General features: G+C 57.0%; 17 protein-coding genes. 11 read left to right on the top strand and 6 right to left on the bottom strand.

Annotated features, from left to right (window positions below; all coding sequences use genetic code 11):
* The first annotated feature begins 66 nt into the window (after nucleotides 1-66).
* Together R3D51_06620 and R3D51_06615 are read left to right on the top strand one after the other, a co-directional pair.
* A complete protein-coding gene (locus R3D51_06620; protein MEZ5899153.1) occupies nucleotides 67-828 on the top strand; it encodes an ABC transporter ATP-binding protein in 762 nt (253 codons plus the stop codon).
* Entirely contained in the window at nucleotides 825-2,360 is a 1,536-nt protein-coding gene (locus R3D51_06615) for a permease (GenBank protein MEZ5899152.1), read from the top strand. Before R3D51_06620 ends, R3D51_06615 begins: the two co-directional genes overlap by 4 nt.
* A gap of 89 nt (nucleotides 2,361-2,449) precedes the next feature.
* Here the strand turns inward: R3D51_06615 and R3D51_06610 are convergent, their stop codons facing one another.
* The 6 genes from R3D51_06610 to R3D51_06585 form a co-directional block, all read right to left on the bottom strand.
* On the bottom strand, nucleotides 2,450-3,829 hold the full coding sequence (locus tag R3D51_06610) for a pilus assembly protein (protein MEZ5899151.1): 1,380 nt from the start codon (nucleotides 3,827-3,829) through the stop codon (nucleotides 2,450-2,452).
* Nucleotides 3,830-4,232: 403 nt separating this feature from the next.
* Entirely contained in the window at nucleotides 4,233-5,729 is a 1,497-nt protein-coding gene (locus R3D51_06605; GenBank protein MEZ5899150.1) for a hypothetical protein, read from the bottom strand.
* Nucleotides 5,730-5,739: 10 nt separating this feature from the next.
* Entirely contained in the window at nucleotides 5,740-6,330 is a 591-nt protein-coding gene (locus tag R3D51_06600) for a DnaJ domain-containing protein (GenBank protein ID MEZ5899149.1), read from the bottom strand.
* Entirely contained in the window at nucleotides 6,327-8,651 is a 2,325-nt protein-coding gene (locus R3D51_06595; GenBank protein MEZ5899148.1) for a polysaccharide biosynthesis tyrosine autokinase, read from the bottom strand. The genes R3D51_06600 and R3D51_06595 overlap by 4 nt, the downstream gene beginning before the upstream one ends.
* Before the next feature lie 39 nt (nucleotides 8,652-8,690).
* Entirely contained in the window at nucleotides 8,691-9,323 is a 633-nt protein-coding gene (locus R3D51_06590) for a polysaccharide biosynthesis/export family protein (GenBank protein MEZ5899147.1), read from the bottom strand.
* A 94-nt stretch (nucleotides 9,324-9,417) separates the two neighbouring features.
* The gene (locus tag R3D51_06585; GenBank protein MEZ5899146.1) at nucleotides 9,418-10,263 is read right to left on the bottom strand and encodes a CpsB/CapC family capsule biosynthesis tyrosine phosphatase; all 846 of its coding nucleotides are present in this window, start codon (nucleotides 10,261-10,263) and stop codon (nucleotides 9,418-9,420) included.
* 249 nt (nucleotides 10,264-10,512) lie between these two features.
* Between R3D51_06585 and R3D51_06580 the strand changes: the two genes are divergently transcribed.
* From R3D51_06580 to R3D51_06540, 9 genes are all read left to right on the top strand, one after another.
* Nucleotides 10,513-10,908 (top strand): hypothetical protein, encoded by a 396-nt coding sequence (locus tag R3D51_06580; protein ID MEZ5899145.1) that lies wholly within the window; start codon nucleotides 10,513-10,515, stop codon nucleotides 10,906-10,908.
* A 223-nt stretch (nucleotides 10,909-11,131) separates the two neighbouring features.
* The gene (locus R3D51_06575; GenBank protein MEZ5899144.1) at nucleotides 11,132-11,488 is read left to right on the top strand and encodes a hypothetical protein; all 357 of its coding nucleotides are present in this window, start codon (nucleotides 11,132-11,134) and stop codon (nucleotides 11,486-11,488) included.
* A 32-nt stretch (nucleotides 11,489-11,520) separates the two neighbouring features.
* Nucleotides 11,521-13,248: an O-antigen ligase family protein gene (locus tag R3D51_06570; protein ID MEZ5899143.1), complete on the top strand. Its 1,728-nt coding sequence runs from the start codon at nucleotides 11,521-11,523 to the stop codon at nucleotides 13,246-13,248.
* A gap of 104 nt (nucleotides 13,249-13,352) precedes the next feature.
* Nucleotides 13,353-14,906: a sugar transferase gene (locus R3D51_06565; protein ID MEZ5899142.1), complete on the top strand. Its 1,554-nt coding sequence runs from the start codon at nucleotides 13,353-13,355 to the stop codon at nucleotides 14,904-14,906.
* A 185-nt stretch (nucleotides 14,907-15,091) separates the two neighbouring features.
* Nucleotides 15,092-16,060, top strand: a complete 969-nt coding sequence (locus R3D51_06560) for a UDP-glucuronic acid decarboxylase family protein (protein MEZ5899141.1) — start codon at nucleotides 15,092-15,094, stop codon at nucleotides 16,058-16,060.
* Nucleotides 16,061-16,081: 21 nt separating this feature from the next.
* Nucleotides 16,082-17,962 (top strand): asparagine synthase (glutamine-hydrolyzing), encoded by a 1,881-nt coding sequence (gene asnB, locus R3D51_06555; protein ID MEZ5899140.1) that lies wholly within the window; start codon nucleotides 16,082-16,084, stop codon nucleotides 17,960-17,962.
* A complete protein-coding gene (locus R3D51_06550) occupies nucleotides 17,955-19,061 on the top strand; it encodes a glycosyltransferase family 4 protein (GenBank protein MEZ5899139.1) in 1,107 nt (368 codons plus the stop codon). The genes asnB and R3D51_06550 overlap by 8 nt, the downstream gene beginning before the upstream one ends.
* Nucleotides 19,062-19,070: 9 nt before the next feature.
* Nucleotides 19,071-20,042, top strand: coding sequence for a GDP-mannose 4,6-dehydratase (locus R3D51_06545; GenBank protein ID MEZ5899138.1), 972 nt, complete (start codon nucleotides 19,071-19,073; stop codon nucleotides 20,040-20,042).
* 8 nt (nucleotides 20,043-20,050) lie between these two features.
* A complete protein-coding gene (locus R3D51_06540) occupies nucleotides 20,051-21,142 on the top strand; it encodes a glycosyltransferase (GenBank protein ID MEZ5899137.1) in 1,092 nt (363 codons plus the stop codon).

Below are 21,142 nucleotides of genomic sequence, written 5' to 3'. Positions count from 1 at the left end.
ACACGAACGCGCTAGCTTCGAGGCAAGTGAATTTGTTAACAGCGTGTTGATGGTCTCGCGTCTCGCATGACAGATGTTGCATCTCCCCCCGCCCTCGAAATCCGGAACCTGCGCAAAGTCTTCGCCAAACCCGCGGTGAATGACCTTTCGCTGACCATCGCGCGCGGTGAGTTTTATGCGCTCCTTGGTCCCAACGGCGCAGGCAAGACCACGACGCTGCGCATGGTCGCCGGTCTGCTGAAGCCTGACGCGGGAGAGATCTCGATCTGCGGCATCGACGCGTTGCGTAAGCCGATCGAGGCAAAGACCATCATGGCGTGGGTTCCCGACGAGCCGCTGATCTATGACAAACTTGATCCGTTTGAATATCTCGAGTTCGTAGCCGGTCTGTGGGCGATGGATGCTGGAAAGGCAGAACGCGAGGCACGCCACCTTATAGACATCCTGGGCCTTGCTCCCCACGCAGCAACGCGCTGCAACGGCCTGTCAAAGGGTATGCGCCAGAAAGTAGCGCTCGCAGGAGCTTTGATCCACGACCCTCAACTCATCATTCTCGACGAGCCATTGACGGGCCTTGACGCCGCTTCCGCGCGTCAGGTCAAAGCGGTGCTGAAGGATCGCGTCGCCGCAGGCGCAACAGTCATCATGACGACCCACATTCTCGATGTGGCAGAGCGCATGGCCGAACGGATCGGCGTTATCAACAACGGAAGGCTGATTGCGCAAGGCACGCTCGCCGAGCTCAGCCAACAATCCGGCCAAGATGGCGGAACATTGGAAGAGATCTTCCTCACGCTTGTCGCTGATGAGAGCGCAACAGCCGCATGACGCACGCGCACACATTGGCGTGGTTCGCGCGCCACGAGATCAATCTGGCGTGGCGCGACTGGGCCGCCATGATGGCGGGCGGACGAACCGCACGTGAGCGCATCGTTACCTTGTTCGTGCTTGCTTTCGTCGCGGGTCTGCACTGGTTTGCCTATCTTGTGCTGTCACCTTTGCTGGCTAGCGGCGTCAAACCGGATGTCGCGACACTCATCGTTCTGACCGCCACGATGGCAACTACCTTCTCGATGATGCTCTCGCAGGCCATTGAGCATGTCACGCGGGCTTTTTACGCACGCGCCGATCTGGATCTCATACTGTCTTCGCCCGCGCCCGCGCAGCACTTGTTTGCTGTGCGTATCGTCGCAATCTCGGCAACCAGCGCGCTGATGACGTCGACGCTTATTGCGCCCTTCCTCAACATGGCAATCTTGATCGATGGGCCACGCTGGCTGGCGGGCTATGTCGTCATCGCCGCCATGAGCGCCATCGCCACCGCGCTGGCCCTGGTCGCATCCATGGTTCTGTTCAAGATGCTGGGTCCCAAAGTGACGCGCCTCATCGCGCAGATCACAGCGGCTGTCGTGGGCGCGTCGTTGATCATCGCGCTGCAGATTGCTGCCGTGTTGATGTACGACAACTTCTCGCGCATGGCCGTGCTGCAATCCCCTCTAGTTCAATCGTTGGCGCCAGCTCCTGACAGCCTTTTCTGGCTTCCGGCCCATGCGCTGCTCGGCGACTGGCACGCTGCTCTTCTCATGATGGCTGCTGCGTTTGCCATTCTGACCTTAGCCATTGCCTATTATGCATCGCGCTTTTCAGATCACGCCGTCGCCGCCGCCGGCGTTTCTGACGACGCGCAAGTCGTCAATGGCGGGGCTCGCGAGCGCCGGTTCATTCGACGCTCCACGGCTCAAGCATTGCGTCATAAAGAGTGGATGCTCCTGGCCCGCGATCCCTGGCTCATATCGCAGACCTTGATGCAGATCCTCTACCTCATTCCTGCGGCGCTGTTGCTTTATAAAGACTTGCGCGCAGATCAAAGCGTGGATGTGATCCTCGCGCCCGTTTTGGTGATGGCGTTCGGCCAACTTGCGGGCGGACTGTCGTGGCTAGCGCTTTCAGGAGAGGATGCGCACGACTTGGTTTCTACCGCTCCGCTATCGCCGCGTCAGCAGTTGCGGGCCAAGGTGGAAGCAGTGTTGACCGTCATAGCCGCGGGCTCTGCGCCCTTCGTGCTAGCGCTTGCATTCTCATCCACATGGGGGGCTCTGGTCAGCGCCGTCGGCATCGCGCTCGCCGGTGGCGCTTCGATCATCATCCAGATGTGGTTTAAGGTTACTGCCAAACGTTCTTTGTTCAGGCGGCGTCAGGTTGCATCACGCTCGGCTACGTTCTGCGAAGCATTTTCGTCGATTTTCTGGGCCGGTGCGGCCGGCTTTGCCGCCAGCGAAAGCTGGTTTGCTCTGTTCTTCGTCGCATTGGCGCTGCTTACGCTGGCAGTTGCCCGGGTCATCCGGCCTCGTGCGGCTTGAGGATTGAAGCAATCGGAACGCAACACAAGAAAGCAAAAGAGCGAACGCCTGCCAGCGCTCGCCCTTTTACCTTTCTTCCCACGCCAAACCTATTGTGTCAGATGCAGCGGCGACAGCTTGACGGCGATGTCACGAAACACGTTGCGCAACTGCTCGCCGTCCTGTGCAAGATAGGCGGTTGTGTCATCCGTCGCGCATTGCCGTAGAGTTTCGATAGCCTTGGTGGAGTCCAGACCAAAGCCCACCGTGTAAACCTGAATGCCTGCATCCTTCATTTGACCGCAGACGGTACGAGCCTGAGTGTCAGATGGACCGTTCATTGGGCTAGTGTTGTTTGTAGAGGTCATCAGACCTCGGGTATCGTATTGCGTATTGTACTCACCGTCGGTCATGAGGATCGCAATCTTCTTGACGCTATCGTCATCGTAAGAGGCAGGCTTGCTTGCACTGTCCCAGACATTCGACCATTTGGGTGACAGCAGATACCAGGCCCAGGCCGTCCCCAAATGGCCTGCCGTGCCACCGCTCGCGGTCAGACCATCGATCGTGCTGTTCAACTCAGACTTGTCAAAGGTCAAAGGAACGATCTCGGAACCCGTCGTGCACGATCCACCCTTGGAATAAACGGCACCCAGGACGTTTGCGCCATCGGGAGCTGCATCGGTGTAAGCGTCGGCGCCGCTGCGTTCAGAGACGCAAGGGGTAAGAGTGTAGGTCGTGAGGCGACCCCTCTTGTCGTACATCTTGATCGAGCCCGGACGCGAACCGCGGACACGGTTGAGATAGGCACTCCCCGGGCGGACGCTCTCTGCGAACGGAGCGAGCGCGACACGCACATTCGACTGGCCCTCGGACAGGACGATATTGACGAGGTCCTTCGCCGCCGCCTTGAGATCAGCGATCTTTTCCCCGCCCATCGAACCGGTCGTGTCGAGCATGACGGAGATTTCCAGTTTTTGACCGTTGCCGCCCCCCAGTTCCGTCACCGCTTTCGAGGTGTCCGAACCGCCGTCCTTCCACAGAACGAGGCGAGGAATGCTCGCAACCGCAAGAAACGGCGTGTCGATGTAGGCCGTGCCTGTCGCGAAAAGGCCGTGTCCGGTGCTGTCGATTTTGAAATCGATCGTGTCGCCTTTGACGCTCGTGCGTCCGTCGGTGTTCGCCTTATAAAAGTTCTTGGCTGTCGAAAGAGCGAGCGAGACGTCGCCACCCGATACCTGAAGCGTACGGGTCCCCGCCAGGACCGAGGCATCGACGGCGGCCTTGGTCTCGCTGTAGGCGTGCATCCAGCGGCCCATATCGACCGCGCCGCCGATCAGCATGACAAGTACGATAGCCATCATGCCGAACAGCATGGCCACTGTGCCGCGCTCATCGCGCCTGAAGCCGGCCAGCACCGACACCAGTCGTCCGGAAATCGTATAAAACGGATTAACGTGTGCGCCGCTATTTTTGCCAACCCAAAACATGGTCACCACTCCACTAACAAAAGGAACTGGGACCCATTAATACCGGATCAACAATTGTAACCAAAACATAAACGAAATTTGCAATTGCCATTGTATTAAAGGAATTGCTCGAAGTCTCCGATAATTGTTCGCGTTGATATGTGAACGATATTCAGAAATTTCGTCACCGGACTGATCTAACGCACACCGATGCAATTTCACTTGTTCGCTTTTTTGTTTTTATATCAGAGAGCTGTGCGGAATTTCCAATTTGCTCTCGCGCGCAAGCCGCATTAAAATCACAAATACAAGTTTGCTAAAATTAGACCAATTTCCCAGCCAGTTTGCTCCTGGCTATTAACCTACATCCGGCCGCCGAAAACAGTGCCTCGCATCACGAATTAATGGGCAATGAATTCTAATCCTATTCCAAAGCAGCCGCCTTGGGCATAAATCGCGCAATCGACAGGTTGTCGAAATAGATCGTGCCCGATATCAACTCCTCGGATGCTGAGCGCGCATCGAGTTCCAGCCTGAGGAGCTGCGGCCTGCAGTCGTTGGCGGGAACGTCGAACTCCGCTGAAAACTCGCGCCAAGTGTTGGCCACACCGAAGATCATCGGCGTCTCGGCGATCACCGTCGAAGTATCAGCGCACCTCACCCGCCAGACGAGGCCGCGACGGCCCGTCAGCTGGCCCTTGACTTCACCTTTCAAGCGGTAATGAGCGGACGGGAGCATGATCATCTGCTGCACATTCTGAAATTTGATACGGCCAAGACCAAACTCCACGGAAAGAGCGTGCCCATCAGACTGATCCGTGCGCGCCACAATGCCGGCTGTCGCACCTGAAGTCTGGGTTATCGACCAATCGAATGGATACCCGGTCGCAGGACGCTCGAACCCGCCGTTAAAGACCAGCCCAGCCGTTCTTAAATCTTCCGGAGGAAGGAACTGAAGCCACGCATAATAGGCGAGTTCATAGAACTTCTTGGCGACCAGTAGACTTAGGTACCGCGCGAGCTCTTCCCGATCCGGTGGATGAGCCGTGTCCTTCAATGCCAGGAACAGATCGAACGGCGTGCGAGCGTCGGTAACATGCGGGTACATCGCCTCCAACGCCTTGGTTCGCCAAGGCGGATCGTCGGCCAGCATCGCCTTCACCGAAGGGCTTGCCTGACTATTCTCCGCCATTCCGGAAAGAAATCTGCCAGCGAATGCCGGCGCAGCACTCTTCGTTCTGAGCAGAGTATCGGCGAGCTTGAGCGCCTCATCCCAGCGACCGGCGTCATAGTCATCCTTCAGCAGCCAGGCGATGGCCGGCGCCTCGCGCAAGGACACGTGCGCGGCGGCTGTCATGAGACGCCGGGTACGTTCTTGGTCTCCCTCGTCCTGCGCAATCTGCCCCAGGATTTGCAATGCCCTTGCGTTCAACGGAGCACTCAGCATCGCCGCTTGAAGGCTTTGCGTTACTTCCTGGCGAAGCTGAGACGACCATTTCGCCTTCTCTTCTGTTTCAGCCGATTTCTCTCCGCCAGCATCGGCGCCTGGCTGGCTTCGCAACCGCGCAGCCGCGAGACTGGAAAGAGATCCCGCAATACCTGCCTTCTGGCCCGAATACGTCTCACCCCCGACGGCGACATCGTTGCGCGTCATCGTCGCGTCGGCCTCTTCGGCCTCGGATGTCTTCAGCCGTTCAGTCGCCAGTTTGACCAAGGCCGTCGGCTCGGAGCTATCGAGCGATAGAGCGCGCTGCGGATCTTCATGCGCAAGATATGCGGAAAGCGTTTTGGTGATGACCAGCCACACGAGCACGAGACCCAGCACGACGAGCGCAGCAGCCGTCAACATGGACGGTCGTCGAGAGACGGCGACAGCCGATTCATCGTGGTCATGCGCTATGGCATTTGGCGATTGATGCATTGTAATTGGATCAATCCTCGTCGCCGGGGAACAAAGACCGCAACGCCGCGCGCAATTCACCCGCATCTTGTGCGTCGCGCCGTTCCTGATCCTCCGGCTTCAATATCGACAAGCGGCTTGCCTGACGTAACTGACGCAACGATGATCCTTTGCGCTGCTGTTGTTGCGTCCTTTGCCAAGTGTGATCATAAGCGCGCCGCCGCTCTGGCGTCTTAAGGTCGTCCCAAGCTCTGGTCACTCGCCCGGCATATAGCGCGCTTTGTTCGCTATTAGCGTCTGGATGGAGCCAGCGCAACAGCAACGCCATATTCCTGCGCAATTCGATCGTGCTAGCATCCGGCCTAACGCCCAGCACGCGATAGCTGCTTGCGTCCGGCATGAACATCATCTGCTCGATGAAAAAGGCAGCCGCCCTGCGGACGTCGCTGCGGCTACGTCCCGTCAGCCCGACAGCCTGCTCGCACGCATCTTCCTCACCCGCGGCAATACGCAACAAAATCCCAACTCCGACCGGCAAAGGCTGATACCGAATGAGCTTCAAACGTGACGGCACGTGCATAAGGTCGAGAGCAAGCCTAATTGCCTCGGCCGCGGCGCTCATGAACGCGCCCTCGACGGCCCGGGAAGATCCTTTTGATCCGGCTGGTGTTCAAGCCGTGTCCCGTATGTGTAGGCCTGATCGCCGTAGCCATAGCCGTACCCGTACCCGTACCCATACCCATAGCCCGCAGCCTTGGCGTCGTACTTGAGCAGAGCTGCGCCGACGATGGATGGGCTTCTACCAAGATGGAGACGCCGAAGCGCCCCGCGCACCTGACTCGTTCTCGCTTGATTAGCTGCGACGATAAACAGCGTGGCTGAGGTTGCATTCGACAACAGCATCGCATCGGCAAGTCCCATGACCGGCGGCCCATCGAGTACAATCAAATCGAAAACCTCAAGTCCGATCGACAACAGCGAGTGCAACCGTGAGCTACCCAGCAAGTCCGCCGCATTTGGAGGCAGAGGCCCCGAAGGCATGAAAGCCAGATTCTCGATGGAGAGCATCTGGAACGCCTCCGGCGGCGTGCAACCGCCGGTCAGATAGTTGGAGAGCCCGATTGCGTTATCGACGCCGAACTTCTTGTGCAGCGATGGATTGCGCAAATCGGCATCCACGATCAGCACCTTCATTCCCATCATCGCGAAGTGACGGGCAATGGCGACGGACGAGACCGACTTGCCTTCGCCAGGTGCCGAACTGGTGACCAGCAGGGTTTTGGGAAGCCCATGATCGGTCGAGAATTGCAGAGCTGTACACAGCGACCGGTATGCCTCGGACAACGCCGACCGCGGATCGAGCAGCGCGTCCACAACGTCCTCGTTGTCTTTCAGCTTGGGCACGACACCCAAACTCGGCAGGCCCGAAATCCGCTCCATCTCCTCAACGGAATGGATCGTGTCATCAATGTATTCGAGCAGGAATGCCGCGCCAAGACCTGCACCCAGACCGAACATGAGCGCAAGCATGATGGCGCGTGAAAGGTTCGGAGAAGATGGATCGCCTGGGAGTTGCGCCTTATCGACGACGAAAATGTTGTTGGCCCCGACACCACCCGCTACATCGATCTCCTTATAGCGCTGCAACAGCCCGTTATAGAGGCCGCGGTTGGTGTCAACTTCGCGCTTGAGGATGTTGTATTGGATAGAACGCTTCTGCAAATCGATGACGTTGCTTCGAAGCTTCTCAATCTGCTCCTTGGTCTCGCGCTCTTGATTGAGCGAAGATTCGTAGGCCGCCTTCAGTGAACCCTTGATGGTCTCAACCTCACTCGTGAGCTGGCGATTGACCTCCTTGATCTTGTTATTGATCTGAACCATCGCGGGATAGCTCGGCTTGAAGGTTTCGAGCTTCTCTTGATACTCCGTCACCAGGGCATTGCGTTTTGCGCGCAGACCGTCGATCACGTTGTTAGTCAGCAACTGAGGAAGATTTATCTCAGTGGCTTTCTCAACCTGCTGCCAGAGCTGTTCGTTTTTGATGCGCTCCGACACCAGACTGCCGAGCGTGGCATTGGCCGCAGCAAGGTTGCTTTCGGCAATCGAACCCTTCTCGTTAACGTCCACGATCTGCTCCTTCTGGGCGAAGTCGAGCATGACCTTCTCGGACTCTTCCAACCGCAGCTTGAGCTGCTTGATCTGATCTTCAAGAAACGTCTTGGCGTAGGCATTGGCCTCGAAGCGCTTATCGAGATTGGAAGCGATGAAGGCGTCAGCATAGGCATTCGCTATCCTTTGAGCGCGGGCAGGATCGGGATCGGAATAGATGATATCGACAAGACGCGAGCCCTTAATGGGCTCAACCGCCATGTTGGCCATAAGCAGACCGGCGGCCGCGGAATCCGATCTTGGTTCACTGGGGCTCTTTGGCTCCTCGGTCCGCCCCAGAACGGACTTCACAAGTCCGCCGATGGAAAAGCCGCGACGATCGAAGAAGCTGTCATCCCTCCCGAGTTTAAGAGCTGACGCGACACGCTCGGCAATCGCTCGCCCCTGCAAAAGCTCGTATTGCGTTTGAAGGAAATCAAAATCCTGCAAGCCCTCGGCCTGGATCAAGTTACCGCTGTCCAGAACCTTGGTGACGTTGTCGATCTGCAAGCGGACCACCGAAGTGAACATCGGCGTCTGCATCAGCGTTCGTATCCCGCCCAGTGCAACGCAAGCCGCGACAATGCAGAGAATGAGCCACTTGCGTTTGTTTACAACGCGCAGGTACTCAAAAATATCAATGCCGAGACCGCCCTGCTCCTCTCCAGGCATCCCATAGCCACCAAGAGAACGGTACGGATCGAGATTGGTCGGAACGTTGGTGGTCGAGGGAACAAGTCGAACGACCTTCGTCCCACCATCATGCTCCGGGCTATCGTTGACCGATTTACTCATAGTCCTCTATCGAAGCTCGCGATCGCTTAGGCTGGCCCATCAGAGCAGCGCAAATACGCTGGCGACCGGCAGCAATTTGAGGAAATTATTGAAAGTCTCTTTCGCCACGGAAGATCCAACGACGATGACATCACCGGACTGGATTTCTGGATCAGCGGCATTACCGGAGCGAATTTCGGAGATGTCGAATCGCGCCGCCGTGCGCTTGCCGTTCGACTGACGAAACACCACCACGGATGAATCAGAGGAAGGATCGAGCCCCTCCGCCGTGGCGATGAATTGCAACAGCGTGCTGTGGCCCCGGATCGGGTAGACACCCGGCTTCTTCACCGCCCCTTCGATCGTGACGCGCTGGCTGTTGTACTCCTTCACGAGCACCGTCACCTGCGGGTTTTGCAGATACTTTGATCCCAGCTTGGTTGTAAGTTCGCGCTCAAGTTCCTGAGCGGTTTTGCCCGCCGCCTGAACCTCGCCAACGAGCGGAAGATTTATGTCGCCGGTCTCCGACACCTGAACGCTCTTGGACAACTCCGGCACCTTGAACACGGAAATTTCAACGACATCCTGGAAGCCGATTTTGTATGCGGTACTGCCCGGCGTCGCTGGCGCGGTCAAAGCATCAGCCGCTCGAGCCGCAGCGACCTTGTCCGCTGGAGTGGCAGCGACGGGCACGAATGCCGCGCCAGCCGCATCAGTCGGAGTCGAGCCAGTGGCGAGCGCAGTCGGAGACGGCCCGGCGCCCTCATTGTTTGCTAGGGTCGTGCCATTATTTAAAGAGGCTCCGCAGCCAGCCACCAGAAGAGCGCATCCGAGGGCGATCAGCATCGCGCTGCCCACCTCGCGCCCCCTGCGTAGCAACGGAGTGCGGCTGCCCCCCGCGTGGCGCGGGCAACTCAGTCGGCACAACATCCAAAAGTACCCCTCTCGGCCTGGTCACCACCAGGTGATTGGCCTCTGCCTCTCCTACGCGAGCAGCTGCCGCGTCTCGCCCTCTCGACAACTGAGGAGGGCGGCGAACGACATCGTGCGCGTCGGTAGCCAGGAGATGCACCAGCCCCTCATCAAGCATTTTCTCACCCCAATATCGCGCACTTTTACCAAATGCACCAGTCAACGACCCTGCGGTGATCTGCATCCACACCCCCGCCTGTGCTAGCCGACCAATGGTGGAATATTGCGATGCTAGCCAAGTAAGACGCTCCGGGTGAGTCAGAATCGGAACATATCCACCGACCAAGATGTTGAAGAACAACTCCTCCATCCGAGGGGGTGCGATGTGGTGCGGTGGCTCGACCAGCACATATCGGCTATCACCCAATGTGAGCAGATGTCCTGATTTCAACCCAGGCACGAAATCGGGCACAACATGGTTGTCTGCACCCGGCACGAGGCGCAACGGAATGCCCTCTGCATCCAGACTCTGCTGCAAGCGCGAGACGGCCTCGCGAATTCGCGGTCCTGAGTTCTGATAAAGCCCTGGCAGAATATGTGGTGTGCACGCAACAGTGGTGACGCCGTCATTCAAGAAGGCCGCCGCCATTTGCAATGAGATCGCTTCGTCGGCTGCGCCGTCGTCGATTCCGGGCAGAATGTGGCAATGAAGATCAATCATCTGGCGCCGTCACCCACAACGCGGAACACCTGTTCAATAATTGTTAACTCACACGTTGGACAATTGATGCAACACTGATCATAGGTCGAAAATAGGGCGCATGAGCAACCCTGGGTTGCTTGAACGTGATGCTTGCACGCATCTTCCCCCAACTTCTAATAACGAAATTGAGTTGTTCACTTTCCGAGGGTTGCGCCGACTCACCTTAAGGTTGTCTAGTCTGCCGGTAAGATTGCGGGGGCAATTCGTATGAGCAGATTGAGTACATTTTATTCTGCGCTCATTTTAGGCACGTTAGCCGGCGCGGCGCAGGCTGCGACGCTCGACAATGTCTACGGCGACGTCTTAGTGAACACCGGCAGCGGCTTTGTGCAGATATCTGGCCCCGTTACCCTCAAAGAGGGTGACACGATCATGGCCAACGCAGGCGGCAGCGCAGTGCTCACGTGCGATAGCGGCGCCGTGATCAATATTCAACCGGGACAAGTCACGACCGTCTGTAATGTGACACCACCGGGCCCGCCTCCATCGCCAGACACTATTCCGAATGGACTGATCATCGGCGGCATCGCGGTGGCGGCAGGCACTGCAATCATCATCGGCACGAGCAATAGTGGTGGTGATAAACCTGTGAGCAGCCAGTAAGTCACACCGCCGGGAGCCGAAACGACTCGGCTGTCAATGTCCTTTTAAATCAGCAATCTAATGAGTCATTGGCCGCCCATTTCGGTCCAGTCCGTCTGCTTGTCAGCAGAGTTAACGTGCGTTAAGCCTGCCACCACGAGGCAAGAGTACGCCTTCGAGGGAGTATGGGATGCGGTCGTGTGTGTGGGTACTGCGCGTGGCAGCTCTGTGTTTGGGTTGCTCAGTGGCTGGATATGCAGCAAAGGCTGCGACAGTCGAGGTCATACGCGGCAGGGTCTCGATCAACGCCGGGGAGGGTTTCCTTCCTGTCAGCGGTTCTGCGGCAGCCGGCTCAGGCAACACCGTAATGGCCGCGCCCGGCGCCGCCGCCAATATCGTCTATGAAAATGGATGCAAAGTGCGTGTAGAGGCAGGCAACGTTGCCGTTGTTTCTTCGACACCGCCAACTTGTGCCAACGCACAGCAGATCGCTTCCTCGGATCAAGGGCTGCTAATACTCGGTGCTCTCGCCGTGGGCGGCGTCGTTGCTGGCGTTGCAATAATGAGTTCGGATGAAGATAAGCCGGCGAGCGGTCAATAGCCCATCGCCATGATGATCAAGGCCGCACAGCAATGCCCGTCGGAGCACGTCCCCGAGACGGCGCGCTATTTTGGGTCGGCGCCCTACTGTTCTCGACAAGCCTGATTTTCGGCGGCGGAGCGGCGGCCGGTTTCTACTTGTCCGACACGCTCTTGCAGTTACTCGCCATCCCCTGTCTCCTACTCGCCCTTTGGAGATTGTCGGCCGGCGCGAAATGCAATCTCGGTCGCTCGGAATTGCTGCTCTGCGCGGCTCTAATAGCCATTCCACTGTTACAGCTTATTCCGCTTCCACCGTCGCTCTGGGCGACCCTGCCAGCCCGAGAGCTCGAAAAGACGGCACTTGAAATGTCCTCGAACCAAACCGCGTGGATGCCGATCAGCATGGCGCCGAAGGCGACGTGGGTTTCTTTGTTGACGCTTCTGCCACCGATCGCCGTGTTTCTAGCGACCGCGCAGCTCACGAACCATGATCGCAGAACGCTCAGCCTGGTCTTCCTTGCGGCCGCCATTATCAGCGCCTTTGCCGGACTTCTGCAGACAGCACACCTTTGGATTGCGCAAAGTGAAGGCAACCCAGAAGCGGTTGGCTTGTTTGCAAATCGCAACCACTTCGCCGCTCTGCTGTATAGCGCCACACTCATCGCGGCCGTGTGGGCCATCAATGGCGTCTTCTGGCGCAAAAATACTTCGTCTCGGGCGGCAGAGATGCGGCACGTGCTCGTCCTTTTGGGCGGGTTTACGCTCCTGACCCTTCTCATTGCGGCACAAATGATGGCTCGCTCTCGCGCCGGACTAGGCCTCACGATGCTGGCGCTACTTGGAGCCCTTGCATTGTCCTATGCCGACAAACGCCGCACCCGATGGACGTCGGCAAGTGGATTGATTGTTGCCGCCGTCGTGACTGTGGCCGTGTTCTCCTTGCAGTTTGCCCTCATTCGTGTGTTGAACAGGTTCGACGTAGACCCGCTCACAGACGCACGCATCGCGATAGCCAAGAACACTTTTTCCGCAATAAAGGCGGCATTTCCGATCGGCACTGGATTGGGTTCGTTTGTCCCAGTTTATGGTGCGTTTGAGCTGCCTCAGGATGCGCTCATCGATCGCTATATCAATCACGCGCATAACGACATTCTCGAGTTGTTGATGGAAACGGGGCTTGCAGGAGCGGTCCTGATGGTGTTTGCCGCGTTGTGGTTCTTAGCGCGCACGCGAACCGCGTGGTGGACCCCCAGCGCCCACGGACTTGAGATCGATCATGGACTTACGCGCGCCGCTGCTCTGATCATCGGGTTGCTGGTGGTACACGCCTTCGTCGACTACCATCTACGCACCGAAACCATGATGGTCACCGTCGCCTTTTGCGCAGCGCTTTTGGTGAAAGCACCCTCCGATCCCAACCACCATCCGAGGCTGGAGAGCATCACTCCAGCAATGCGCCGGTCCACCAGCGAAACACAGCCTCAAACAACGCGACCTCTTGCCGTGGTGCGTGCCGCTGGCACCGAGCAAATCTCGTGGCCAGAATCCAGATCCGAAAATACTAAGACAAAAGACGAGGAGAAAACCGCACACCCGGTGGTCGTCGAAACCGCTTCCAGCCAGAAACACAAATCGTCCACAGGACAAATTCCCAGTTGGGGTGAAGCAATAAAATGGCCAGAAGCTTGGCGAAACCCTGATTCTGGGCGCCCGGCCGCAGATGACAAGGCTCGGCCTGACGAGACGGCGCCCGACAAGTCAGGATCAGACGATGTCTAAGCTCAAGATAGTCGTGTTGCGCCGCTTGGTGCGCTACAATACGATCCGCGGGGTTAAGGTTTTTCCGAACGGCCGAATTTGGCCACTCATGATTTTGGCGGGGCATGATGCGTTCGGTTGTTAGCTTGGTCATCGACCTTGCGTTGGTTGGTTGCGCGACGATCGCCGCGTTGCTTCTGCGTGACAATTTCGAGTTCTCCGAACTCAGGTTCGCCGCCCTGCTCCCCTACTTGGCCGCAACTCTGGCAATTTCCGCGATTGTGCTTCCTGCGTTCGGTGCAACGCGCATGATCACGCGCATGTCGGGCATGGCCGACTACCTTCGACTGTGTGCTGCCGCCTGCATCATCGTACTGACAGCGATGGCGCTAGGCTTCACGCTAAACCGGATGGGGAACGTCTCCCGATCTCTTCCCTTCATCCAGGGAATGCTCATCATGCTCGCGCTCGTGGGCTCGCGCGTATTGGTGCGCCTGCGCCATTCGAGTCCAGCCCGGCCCGTCATGTGGTCGGCGCCGAAAGCCGGTCCGGAAGAAACCATCATGCTCGTTGGATTGACCCAGCTGACGGATCTCTATCTGCGCGCTGTTGCAGAATATGCGCCGGGACGTATCCACATCGCAGGGATTGTCGGACGCACGAGCAAGGACACGAACCGTTCCGTGCGCCAGTATCCCATACTGGGCGCGCCGGATGATATCATAGAGATTCGTCGCAACCTCGAAGTGCACGGCATTGTGCTCGACCGCATTGTCGTCACTTCGCGATTTGACCGCTTATCGCCCAAGGCGCAGCAAGCCCTCCTTGAGATCGAGATGTCGACGTCGATCAAGGTTGAGTATCTCGCCGAGCAACTTGGGCTCGACGTCAACGTCAATCGCCCCACCGCAAATTCACCGGGCGAGCCGCCATTAACAACCTCCGATAAAGACCCCAGTTCAGCAGCTCGATTTGCCATTTCGTCGAACCAACTCGAAGAGCTTGCGCGACTGCCTTACTGGCGCATCAAAAGGGTAATTGACGCCGTCCTTTCTATCGCCCTCCTTGTCGTGCTGTCCCCTCTCATGTTGCTGATTGCGATGCTCGTCGTCATCGACGTCGGCTTCCCAGTCACGTTCTGGCAGCGCCGACCGGGACTGAGCGGACGTCCTCTCAGGTTGTACAAGTTCAGAACGATGGCGCCGGCCCATGACCGCAACGGCAACCGTGTCGATGACGACGATCGCCTATCGCTGATCGGACGATTTCTCCGCCGCACAAGGCTTGATGAGCTACCGCAGCTTCTCAACATCGTGTTTGGCGAAATGTCCTTCATTGGACCAAGGCCGCTGTTGCCCGCGGACCAACCGCCAGAGTTTTCCGCGCGATTGCTGGTTCGCCCAGGATTAACTGGATGGGCACAGGTCAAAGGAGGACGTGACGTTCATCCTGAAGACAAAGCCGCTCTGGATGTCTGGTATGTAAAAAACGCGAGCTTTGCGCTCGATTTCAGGATCGTACTCGAGACCATCCGTATCATTGCGTGGGGAGAGACCACAGATGTGGCTTCTATCAAGAAGGCTTGGCGCGACTTGACGCACGCCGGCATCTGGACCGGACCTAATCCGTGGGCACAAGGCGGGGCAGCAGGAGCGACACGGGGTCAAAAGGCCGCTTGAGGCGACTTTCTTGACGCTCACTTCATGACGGGGAGCCACCTCCTCAACACCGGACGTGCACAACGTCCGGTCAATTGGTGACGATTGCCGGAGAAGCGATTCACCCGGAGTGCGGTAGCTATGCCTTCGTGGCTCATCAAGTGACACGGTGAAACAGAAGCTTTCATGCTTCAGCAGGAGATTTCGTGACGCAGCCTAGAGATTACGACCGCAAAGCCATCCTCGTAACCGGTGGCGCAGGATTTCTCGGCTCTCATCTGTGCGACCGACTCCTCGCGCTTGGACACGACGTCATTTGTGTCGACAACTTCTTTACGGGCACAAAGCGCAACATCGACCATCTCGTCAGCCATCCACGCTTCGAGTTGATGCGCCACGACGTTACCTTTCCCCTCTATGTCGAGGTGGATGAGATCTACAATCTTGCATGTCCGGCATCGCCCATCCACTACCAACACGATCCCGTTCAAACGACCAAGACCAGCGTGCATGGCGCCATCAACATGCTCGGACTTGCCAAACGACTGCGCTGCAGAATTTTCCAGGCATCGACGAGCGAAGTATACGGCGACCCGACCGTTCATCCTCAAACCGAATCTTACTGGGGCAACGTTAATCCGATCGGGCTCCGCTCTTGCTATGACGAAGGAAAGCGCTGCGCAGAGACGCTGTTCTTCGATTATTACCGGCAGCACAACCTCGACATCAAAGTCGCACGTATCTTCAACACCTATGGCCCGCGCATGCATCCCAATGATGGGCGGGTCGTTTCAAACTTCATCGTTCAGGCGCTTAAGGGGCAGCCGATCACAATCTATGGTGACGGACAGCAAACGCGCTCGTTCTGCTTTGTCGACGATCTCATTGAAGGTTTCATCCGCCTGATGGATTCACCTGCTGGGTTCACCGGACCGGTGAACCTTGGCAACCCAAACGAATTTACGATGCGGCAGTTGGCGGAGGAAATCATCTCGCAGACCGGCTCATCCTCGAAGCTGACCTTCGAACCTCTTCCCGCTGACGACCCACGCCAGCGTCGCCCCGATATCGGACTTGCCCGCGAACATCTGGACTGGCAACCCGTCGTGCCTTTGAAGGAAGGCCTCAAAAAGACCATCGCGTATTTCGACAACCTTTTGACTCTGTCTGCGTAGAACCTCACGAGGCAAAACGCCATGTGCGCAATAGCAGGCATCTTCTCCTTCGGCGCGGACGGCCGACCGATCTCGATTTCAGAATTGATCGCGTGTCGAGACCACATGGCCTCGCGCGGACCCGATGCCTTCGGCCTTTGGGTGGACGGACGCCAAAGACTGGGCCTCGCCCATAGAAGATTGGCGATCATCGATCTTGATGCGCGTGCCTCCCAGCCGATGATGACCCCGCAAGAAGATCTCGTGATCGTATTCAATGGCGAAATCTACAATTACAAAGAGTTACGCGCAGAACTACAACAGGCTGGCTTCCAATTCCGCACCACATCCGACACCGAGGTCATCCTGCACCTCTACCGGCATATGGGGAGGAAGCTATTAGAGAAGCTACGCGGAATGTACGCGCTTGCGATTTGGGATGCGCACCGCCACGAACTTTTCTTGGCGCGGGACCCCTACGGCATCAAACCGCTCTACTACTCATGCGAAGACGGCGTGTTCCGTTTCGCATCGCAGGTGAAGGCACTGTTGGCCGGTGGAGGCATAGCGAGCGATCCCTGTTCAGCCGGTTGGGCGGGCTTCTACTTATTCGGAAGCGTTCCAGAACCGTGGACGACATTTCGCGCAATTCGGTGTCTCCCAGCGGGGCACAGTCTCGTTGTATCTCATCGAGGCACACAGTCGCCTGAGCAACACTACTCTCTCGCTGAAACACTGGTCCGATGCGAAGAAAATCTGCAGACCGGCTCCCGACGGCGCCAGGCCGTGAAGGCTCAAGTGAGAGATGCTCTCATTGACAGCATCCGTCACCACCTTGTTGCGGATGTGCCCATCGGTACTTTCCTTTCTGGAGGTATCGACTCAGGCGCGCTCGTCGGCTTGATGCGTGACGCAGGCCAGACCGACATTCACACGGTCACGCTTGGCTTCAACGAATTCAGCGGAAAGCCCGAAGACGAAGCGCCTCTTGCAGCGCAAGTCGCACTCACATATGGCACAAAACACACCACTCGCTACATCGATGAAGAAGAATTCCGGTCCGATCTTCACCACATCATAACGTCTATGGACCTTCCGACCATCAACGGTCTCAATACTTGGTTCGTGTCTAAGGCCGCTAAGGAAATGGGATTGAAAGTCGTCCTGTCAGGTCTTGGCGGCGATGAGTTGTTTGGAGGCTATCCCTCATTCAATCGCATTCCAAAACTCGTCGAATGGGTAAGAAACATCACTGCTGTGCCCGGTCTCGCCCCCATTCTGAAGTTAGCATCCTCTGCCATGGACGTGACGCGCTTTGGCTTGCACCCGAAGGCCCGCGGCCTGTTTGAGTACGGTCACACATACCCAGGTTCTTACCTTCTGCAACGAGGTCTTTTCTTGCCCCATGAACTTGCTTCTATCATGCCGCAAGAAGAAGCCACCGTGGCCTTGCAGCAGCTCGTACCGTTTGAATTGATACACGACACCATCGTACCCAGACCGCAAAGAGGGTTTGCCAAAGTCTGCGCGCTGGAAAGCTCGCTCTATCTGCGAAATCAGTTGCTGCGCGATACCGATTGGACGAGCATGGCTCATTCGATTGAAGTCCGCGCGCCGTTCGTGGACATAAGGTTGTTGGAATGCGTTGCGCATCTTCCTCTCGACCGGCCGGAATTCGCCGGCAAATCACTTCTAAAGGAGGCACCATCAACGCCGCTGCCGAAGATAGTCAGAGAACGCGCCAAGACCGGATTTGTAACACCGATCGCCCAGTGGTTGCACAGACTGCCCGCACCAACGCGAGCACCGCAAATGGCAATGTCTTTGCATAATCAGCCCTGGGCTCGCCGCTGGGCTCTGCTTGTGGCCGACTACTGGAGCAAAACCGCTCTTACACCGACCGCGCGATCATCTCATGCCTAAGCGCAAGTTGAACGTCCTCGCCCTTGTCACTGACGCGCATGGCGGCTTCGGAGGCATTTCGCAATACAATCGCGATGCGCTGGAAGCCATCGCAAGCTACGACACTGTCGCTCGTATTGATGTCCTTCCGCGACTTGCAGATGTCGATCAGTTGAGATCGTTGCCGCCGAAGATCAACTACGACCTGAGTGGTCTCGGAGGACGTTTGCGGTTCTCTCTCGCTACGGCACGACGTATCCTTAAACGCAATCGACCCGATCTTATTTACTGTGCGCATGTGAATCTGATCCCCACTGCGGTGCCTCTAGCAGTAAGGAACCAAATCCCTATCGTCCTTGCTATCTATGGCATCGATGTTTGGACGCCGGCACCATGGGCCGTGAAGCGGATGATCGAAGCTTGCGGACTTCACGTTATTTCGATCAGCAAAACCACAAATGATCGCTTTCTAAAATGGTGCGATGTCGATCCTGCACACACCAGCATTGTGCCCAACGCAATACGGCTCGATGACTATCTTCCAAGGCCACCGAACCGTGAACTTGCTATCCGCTACGGACTTGAGAACAGGACTGTTCTGATGACGCTCGGTCGGATGGCGTCGAGTGAAAGATACAAGGGGTTCGACGAAATCATCGAGGTCCTTCCCCAACTTCGCTCAGTTGTTCCAAACCTATGCTACGTGGCGGCTGGCGATGGCCCTGACAAACAGCGCCTCCAGGACAAAGTTGCCTCTATGGGCCTCACCGATTCCGTCATCTTCACCGGACGCATCCCGGATGAAATTAAAAGTGACTTTTATCGCCTTGCAGATCTTTACGTCATGCCTAGCCAGGGTGAAGGTTTCGGCTTTGTGATCCTCGAAGCCTTGGCATGCGGCGTTCCGGTCGTCGCAAGTAGCCTCGATGGCACCCGCGAAGCCGTGCTTGATGGCAAGCTTGGAATTCTCGTTGATCCGCGCGACCCCGATTCCATCACACAAGGAATTCAGGAGGGATTAAAACGACCTCGCGGGGTTCCTGAAGGCCTGGAGCATTTCTCCTATCCGCGTTTCTCACAACGCTTGCGAACAGCGCTTTCGAGCGTATGTCCGATCTGACTTAATCCTATGTCCTCCAAGCACGCACTCATTTGTGGGATATCAGGCCAAGACGGTGCCTACCTCGCCCGCCATCTGCTAGAAAAGGATTATCTGGTTACGGGCACTTCTCGCGACGCGGAATTATCATCGTTCGGCAATCTCCTCAGACTAGGTATCCGCGACCGCGTAAAGACGCGCTCAATGGCATTGACCGACTTTCGCAGCGTCCTCCAGATTCTGACCGAAACTGAGCCAGATGAAATCTACAATCTCGCTGGGCAAACCTCTGTCGGCCTATCCTTCGCACAACCCGTAGAAACACTCGAGAGTATCGCACACGCGACGCTCAATTTGCTTGAGGCGGTGCGCTACATCGGACGACCGGTACGAGTATATAATGCCGCCTCATCGGAGTGTTTCGGTGAAACAACAGCAGAAGCCGCGAACGAAGCGAGCCCGTTCCGTCCGCGAAGTCCGTATGGTGTCGCCAAAGCAGCTGCGTTCTGGGAAGTAGCGAATTATCGCGAAGCTTACGGCCTGTTTGCTTGCTCTGGTATCCTCGCCAATCACGAGTCCTCCTTGCGGCCGGCGCGCTTTGTCACGCGCAAAGTAATCGCAACAGCCTGTCGTATTGCCGGTGGCAGTTCCGAAAAACTTACGATCGGCGAAACGCGTGTGAGGCGAGATTGGGGTTATGCACCCGAATACGTCGACGCCATGTGGCGCATGTTACAAAATGATCGGCCGGAAGATTTCATCATCGCGACCGGCGAAAGCAATTCCTTGGGCGATTTCATAGCTGCGGCATTCGAAGCCGTTGGATTGAACTGGAAAGATCATACGGTCCAGGACACCACAATTTTCCGCACCACGGACATCCTGGAGAGCCGAGTAAACCCCTCGCGCGCGAAAGAGCGCTTGAATTGGGAACCGCGCACGCGCATGCGCGAACTCGTGCATCTACTGGTTGCTCAGGAACAAGGCCGCGCACCGCTGTGACGCAACGCATGTTGATTCAGGTTGTGCCGCATCGAACATCAGCACCTGACGGTATTGGGGACTACGCCGTCAACCTCGCGACAGAGTTGCGCGATCGCTTCGATGTACAGACGCTCTTCGTAGCGGGGGCGCCACCCGGTGAAGAAGTCGATCGAGCGGATGAATGGCCAACGCTGAGGGTAGCAACGCGCAAGAGTGAGGCTCTGATCGATGTCTTGAGGAAGGCAGTTCGACAAGCCCCGAATGCCTCCCTTGTCCTGCATATCTCAGGCTACGGATACGCCCCCAGAGGAGCTCCTGTATGGCTGGCTCGCGGCATTCAAAGCTGGCGTGCACGCAATCCCCAACGGTGCACGATAGGCATCTTCCACGAACTTTATGCAAAGGGCCCCATAACGAGCAGCTCATTCTGGCTGTCGGGTCTTCAAAAGCGCGTCACCAAAATCCTTTGGAACAACGTCGATGCGGCAATCACGACTACCCCAACCTACGTTGCGCAGCTTGCATCTTGGAGACCCACCGCAGAGGCCAGGATAATTGAGCTTCCCGTTCCGTCGACTATCGGCGAACCCGCTTCAATCCCGCTGTACAATGAACGCAAAAATCGCGCTGTCGTTTTCGGCCGAAATGGCGTCGAAGATTTGATCTACCGCCAGAACCGCGATCAGCTTATCGATGCACTCGTTGCTCTTGGTGTCGAGGAAATTCTCGATATCGGCCTGCGCAGAGCGCACGTTCCAGAAACATTGGGGCCGATTAGTATCAAGGCCCTTGGCCGCCTTGATGCAAATGAAATCAGCAAACTTATGCTGACAAGCCGCTTCGGCGTGCTGTCATACGATCAAAAACGGCTTGGGAAGTCTACGATTTTTGCCGCGTTCGCTTCGCACGGCGTCGTTCCGATCTGCATCGGCGCATCTGAGCCGTCGCAAGCTGCGCCCGAGCGCGGAAAGCATTTCCTGGCATCGCCAATTGGCGCCGCCACAGAAATAGATTTGCAATCAATTCAACGCGCGCTCTTGATCTGGTATCGCACACACGACCAAGCGGCACTCTCGACTGCCATTGCCCGGCTTATCCAAGCTGCCCGAGACGATTGA

The sequence above is a fragment of the Hyphomicrobiaceae bacterium genome (genome assembly GCA_041397645.1).
Classification (GTDB): Bacteria; Pseudomonadota; Alphaproteobacteria; order Rhizobiales; family Hyphomicrobiaceae; genus Hyphomicrobium_B.
Note: the sequence above shows the minus strand (reverse complement) of the source record. Positions and strands in the feature narration are given on the sequence as shown.

Excerpts from the sequence above, each read along its gene's own strand:
- R3D51_06620 (MEZ5899153.1), top strand. The coding sequence starts at position 67 with ATGACAGATGTTGCATCTCCCCCCGCCCTCGAAATCCGGAACCTGCGC.
- R3D51_06615 (MEZ5899152.1), top strand. The coding sequence starts at position 825 with ATGACGCACGCGCACACATTGGCGTGGTTCGCGCGCCACGAGATCAAT.
- R3D51_06610 (MEZ5899151.1), bottom strand. The coding sequence starts at position 3,829 with ATGTTTTGGGTTGGCAAAAATAGCGGCGCACACGTTAATCCGTTTTAT.
- R3D51_06605 (MEZ5899150.1), bottom strand. The coding sequence starts at position 5,729 with ATGCATCAATCGCCAAATGCCATAGCGCATGACCACGATGAATCGGCT.
- R3D51_06600 (MEZ5899149.1), bottom strand. The coding sequence starts at position 6,330 with ATGAGCGCCGCGGCCGAGGCAATTAGGCTTGCTCTCGACCTTATGCAC.
- R3D51_06595 (MEZ5899148.1), bottom strand. The coding sequence starts at position 8,651 with ATGAGTAAATCGGTCAACGATAGCCCGGAGCATGATGGTGGGACGAAG.
- R3D51_06585 (MEZ5899146.1), bottom strand. The coding sequence starts at position 10,263 with ATGATTGATCTTCATTGCCACATTCTGCCCGGAATCGACGACGGCGCA.
- R3D51_06580 (MEZ5899145.1), top strand. The coding sequence starts at position 10,513 with ATGAGCAGATTGAGTACATTTTATTCTGCGCTCATTTTAGGCACGTTA.
- R3D51_06570 (MEZ5899143.1), top strand. The coding sequence starts at position 11,521 with ATGCCCGTCGGAGCACGTCCCCGAGACGGCGCGCTATTTTGGGTCGGC.
- R3D51_06565 (MEZ5899142.1), top strand. The coding sequence starts at position 13,353 with ATGATGCGTTCGGTTGTTAGCTTGGTCATCGACCTTGCGTTGGTTGGT.
- asnB (MEZ5899140.1), top strand. The coding sequence starts at position 16,082 with ATGTGCGCAATAGCAGGCATCTTCTCCTTCGGCGCGGACGGCCGACCG.
- R3D51_06550 (MEZ5899139.1), top strand. The coding sequence starts at position 17,955 with ATGCCTAAGCGCAAGTTGAACGTCCTCGCCCTTGTCACTGACGCGCAT.
- R3D51_06545 (MEZ5899138.1), top strand. The coding sequence starts at position 19,071 with ATGTCCTCCAAGCACGCACTCATTTGTGGGATATCAGGCCAAGACGGT.
- R3D51_06540 (MEZ5899137.1), top strand. The coding sequence starts at position 20,051 with ATGTTGATTCAGGTTGTGCCGCATCGAACATCAGCACCTGACGGTATT.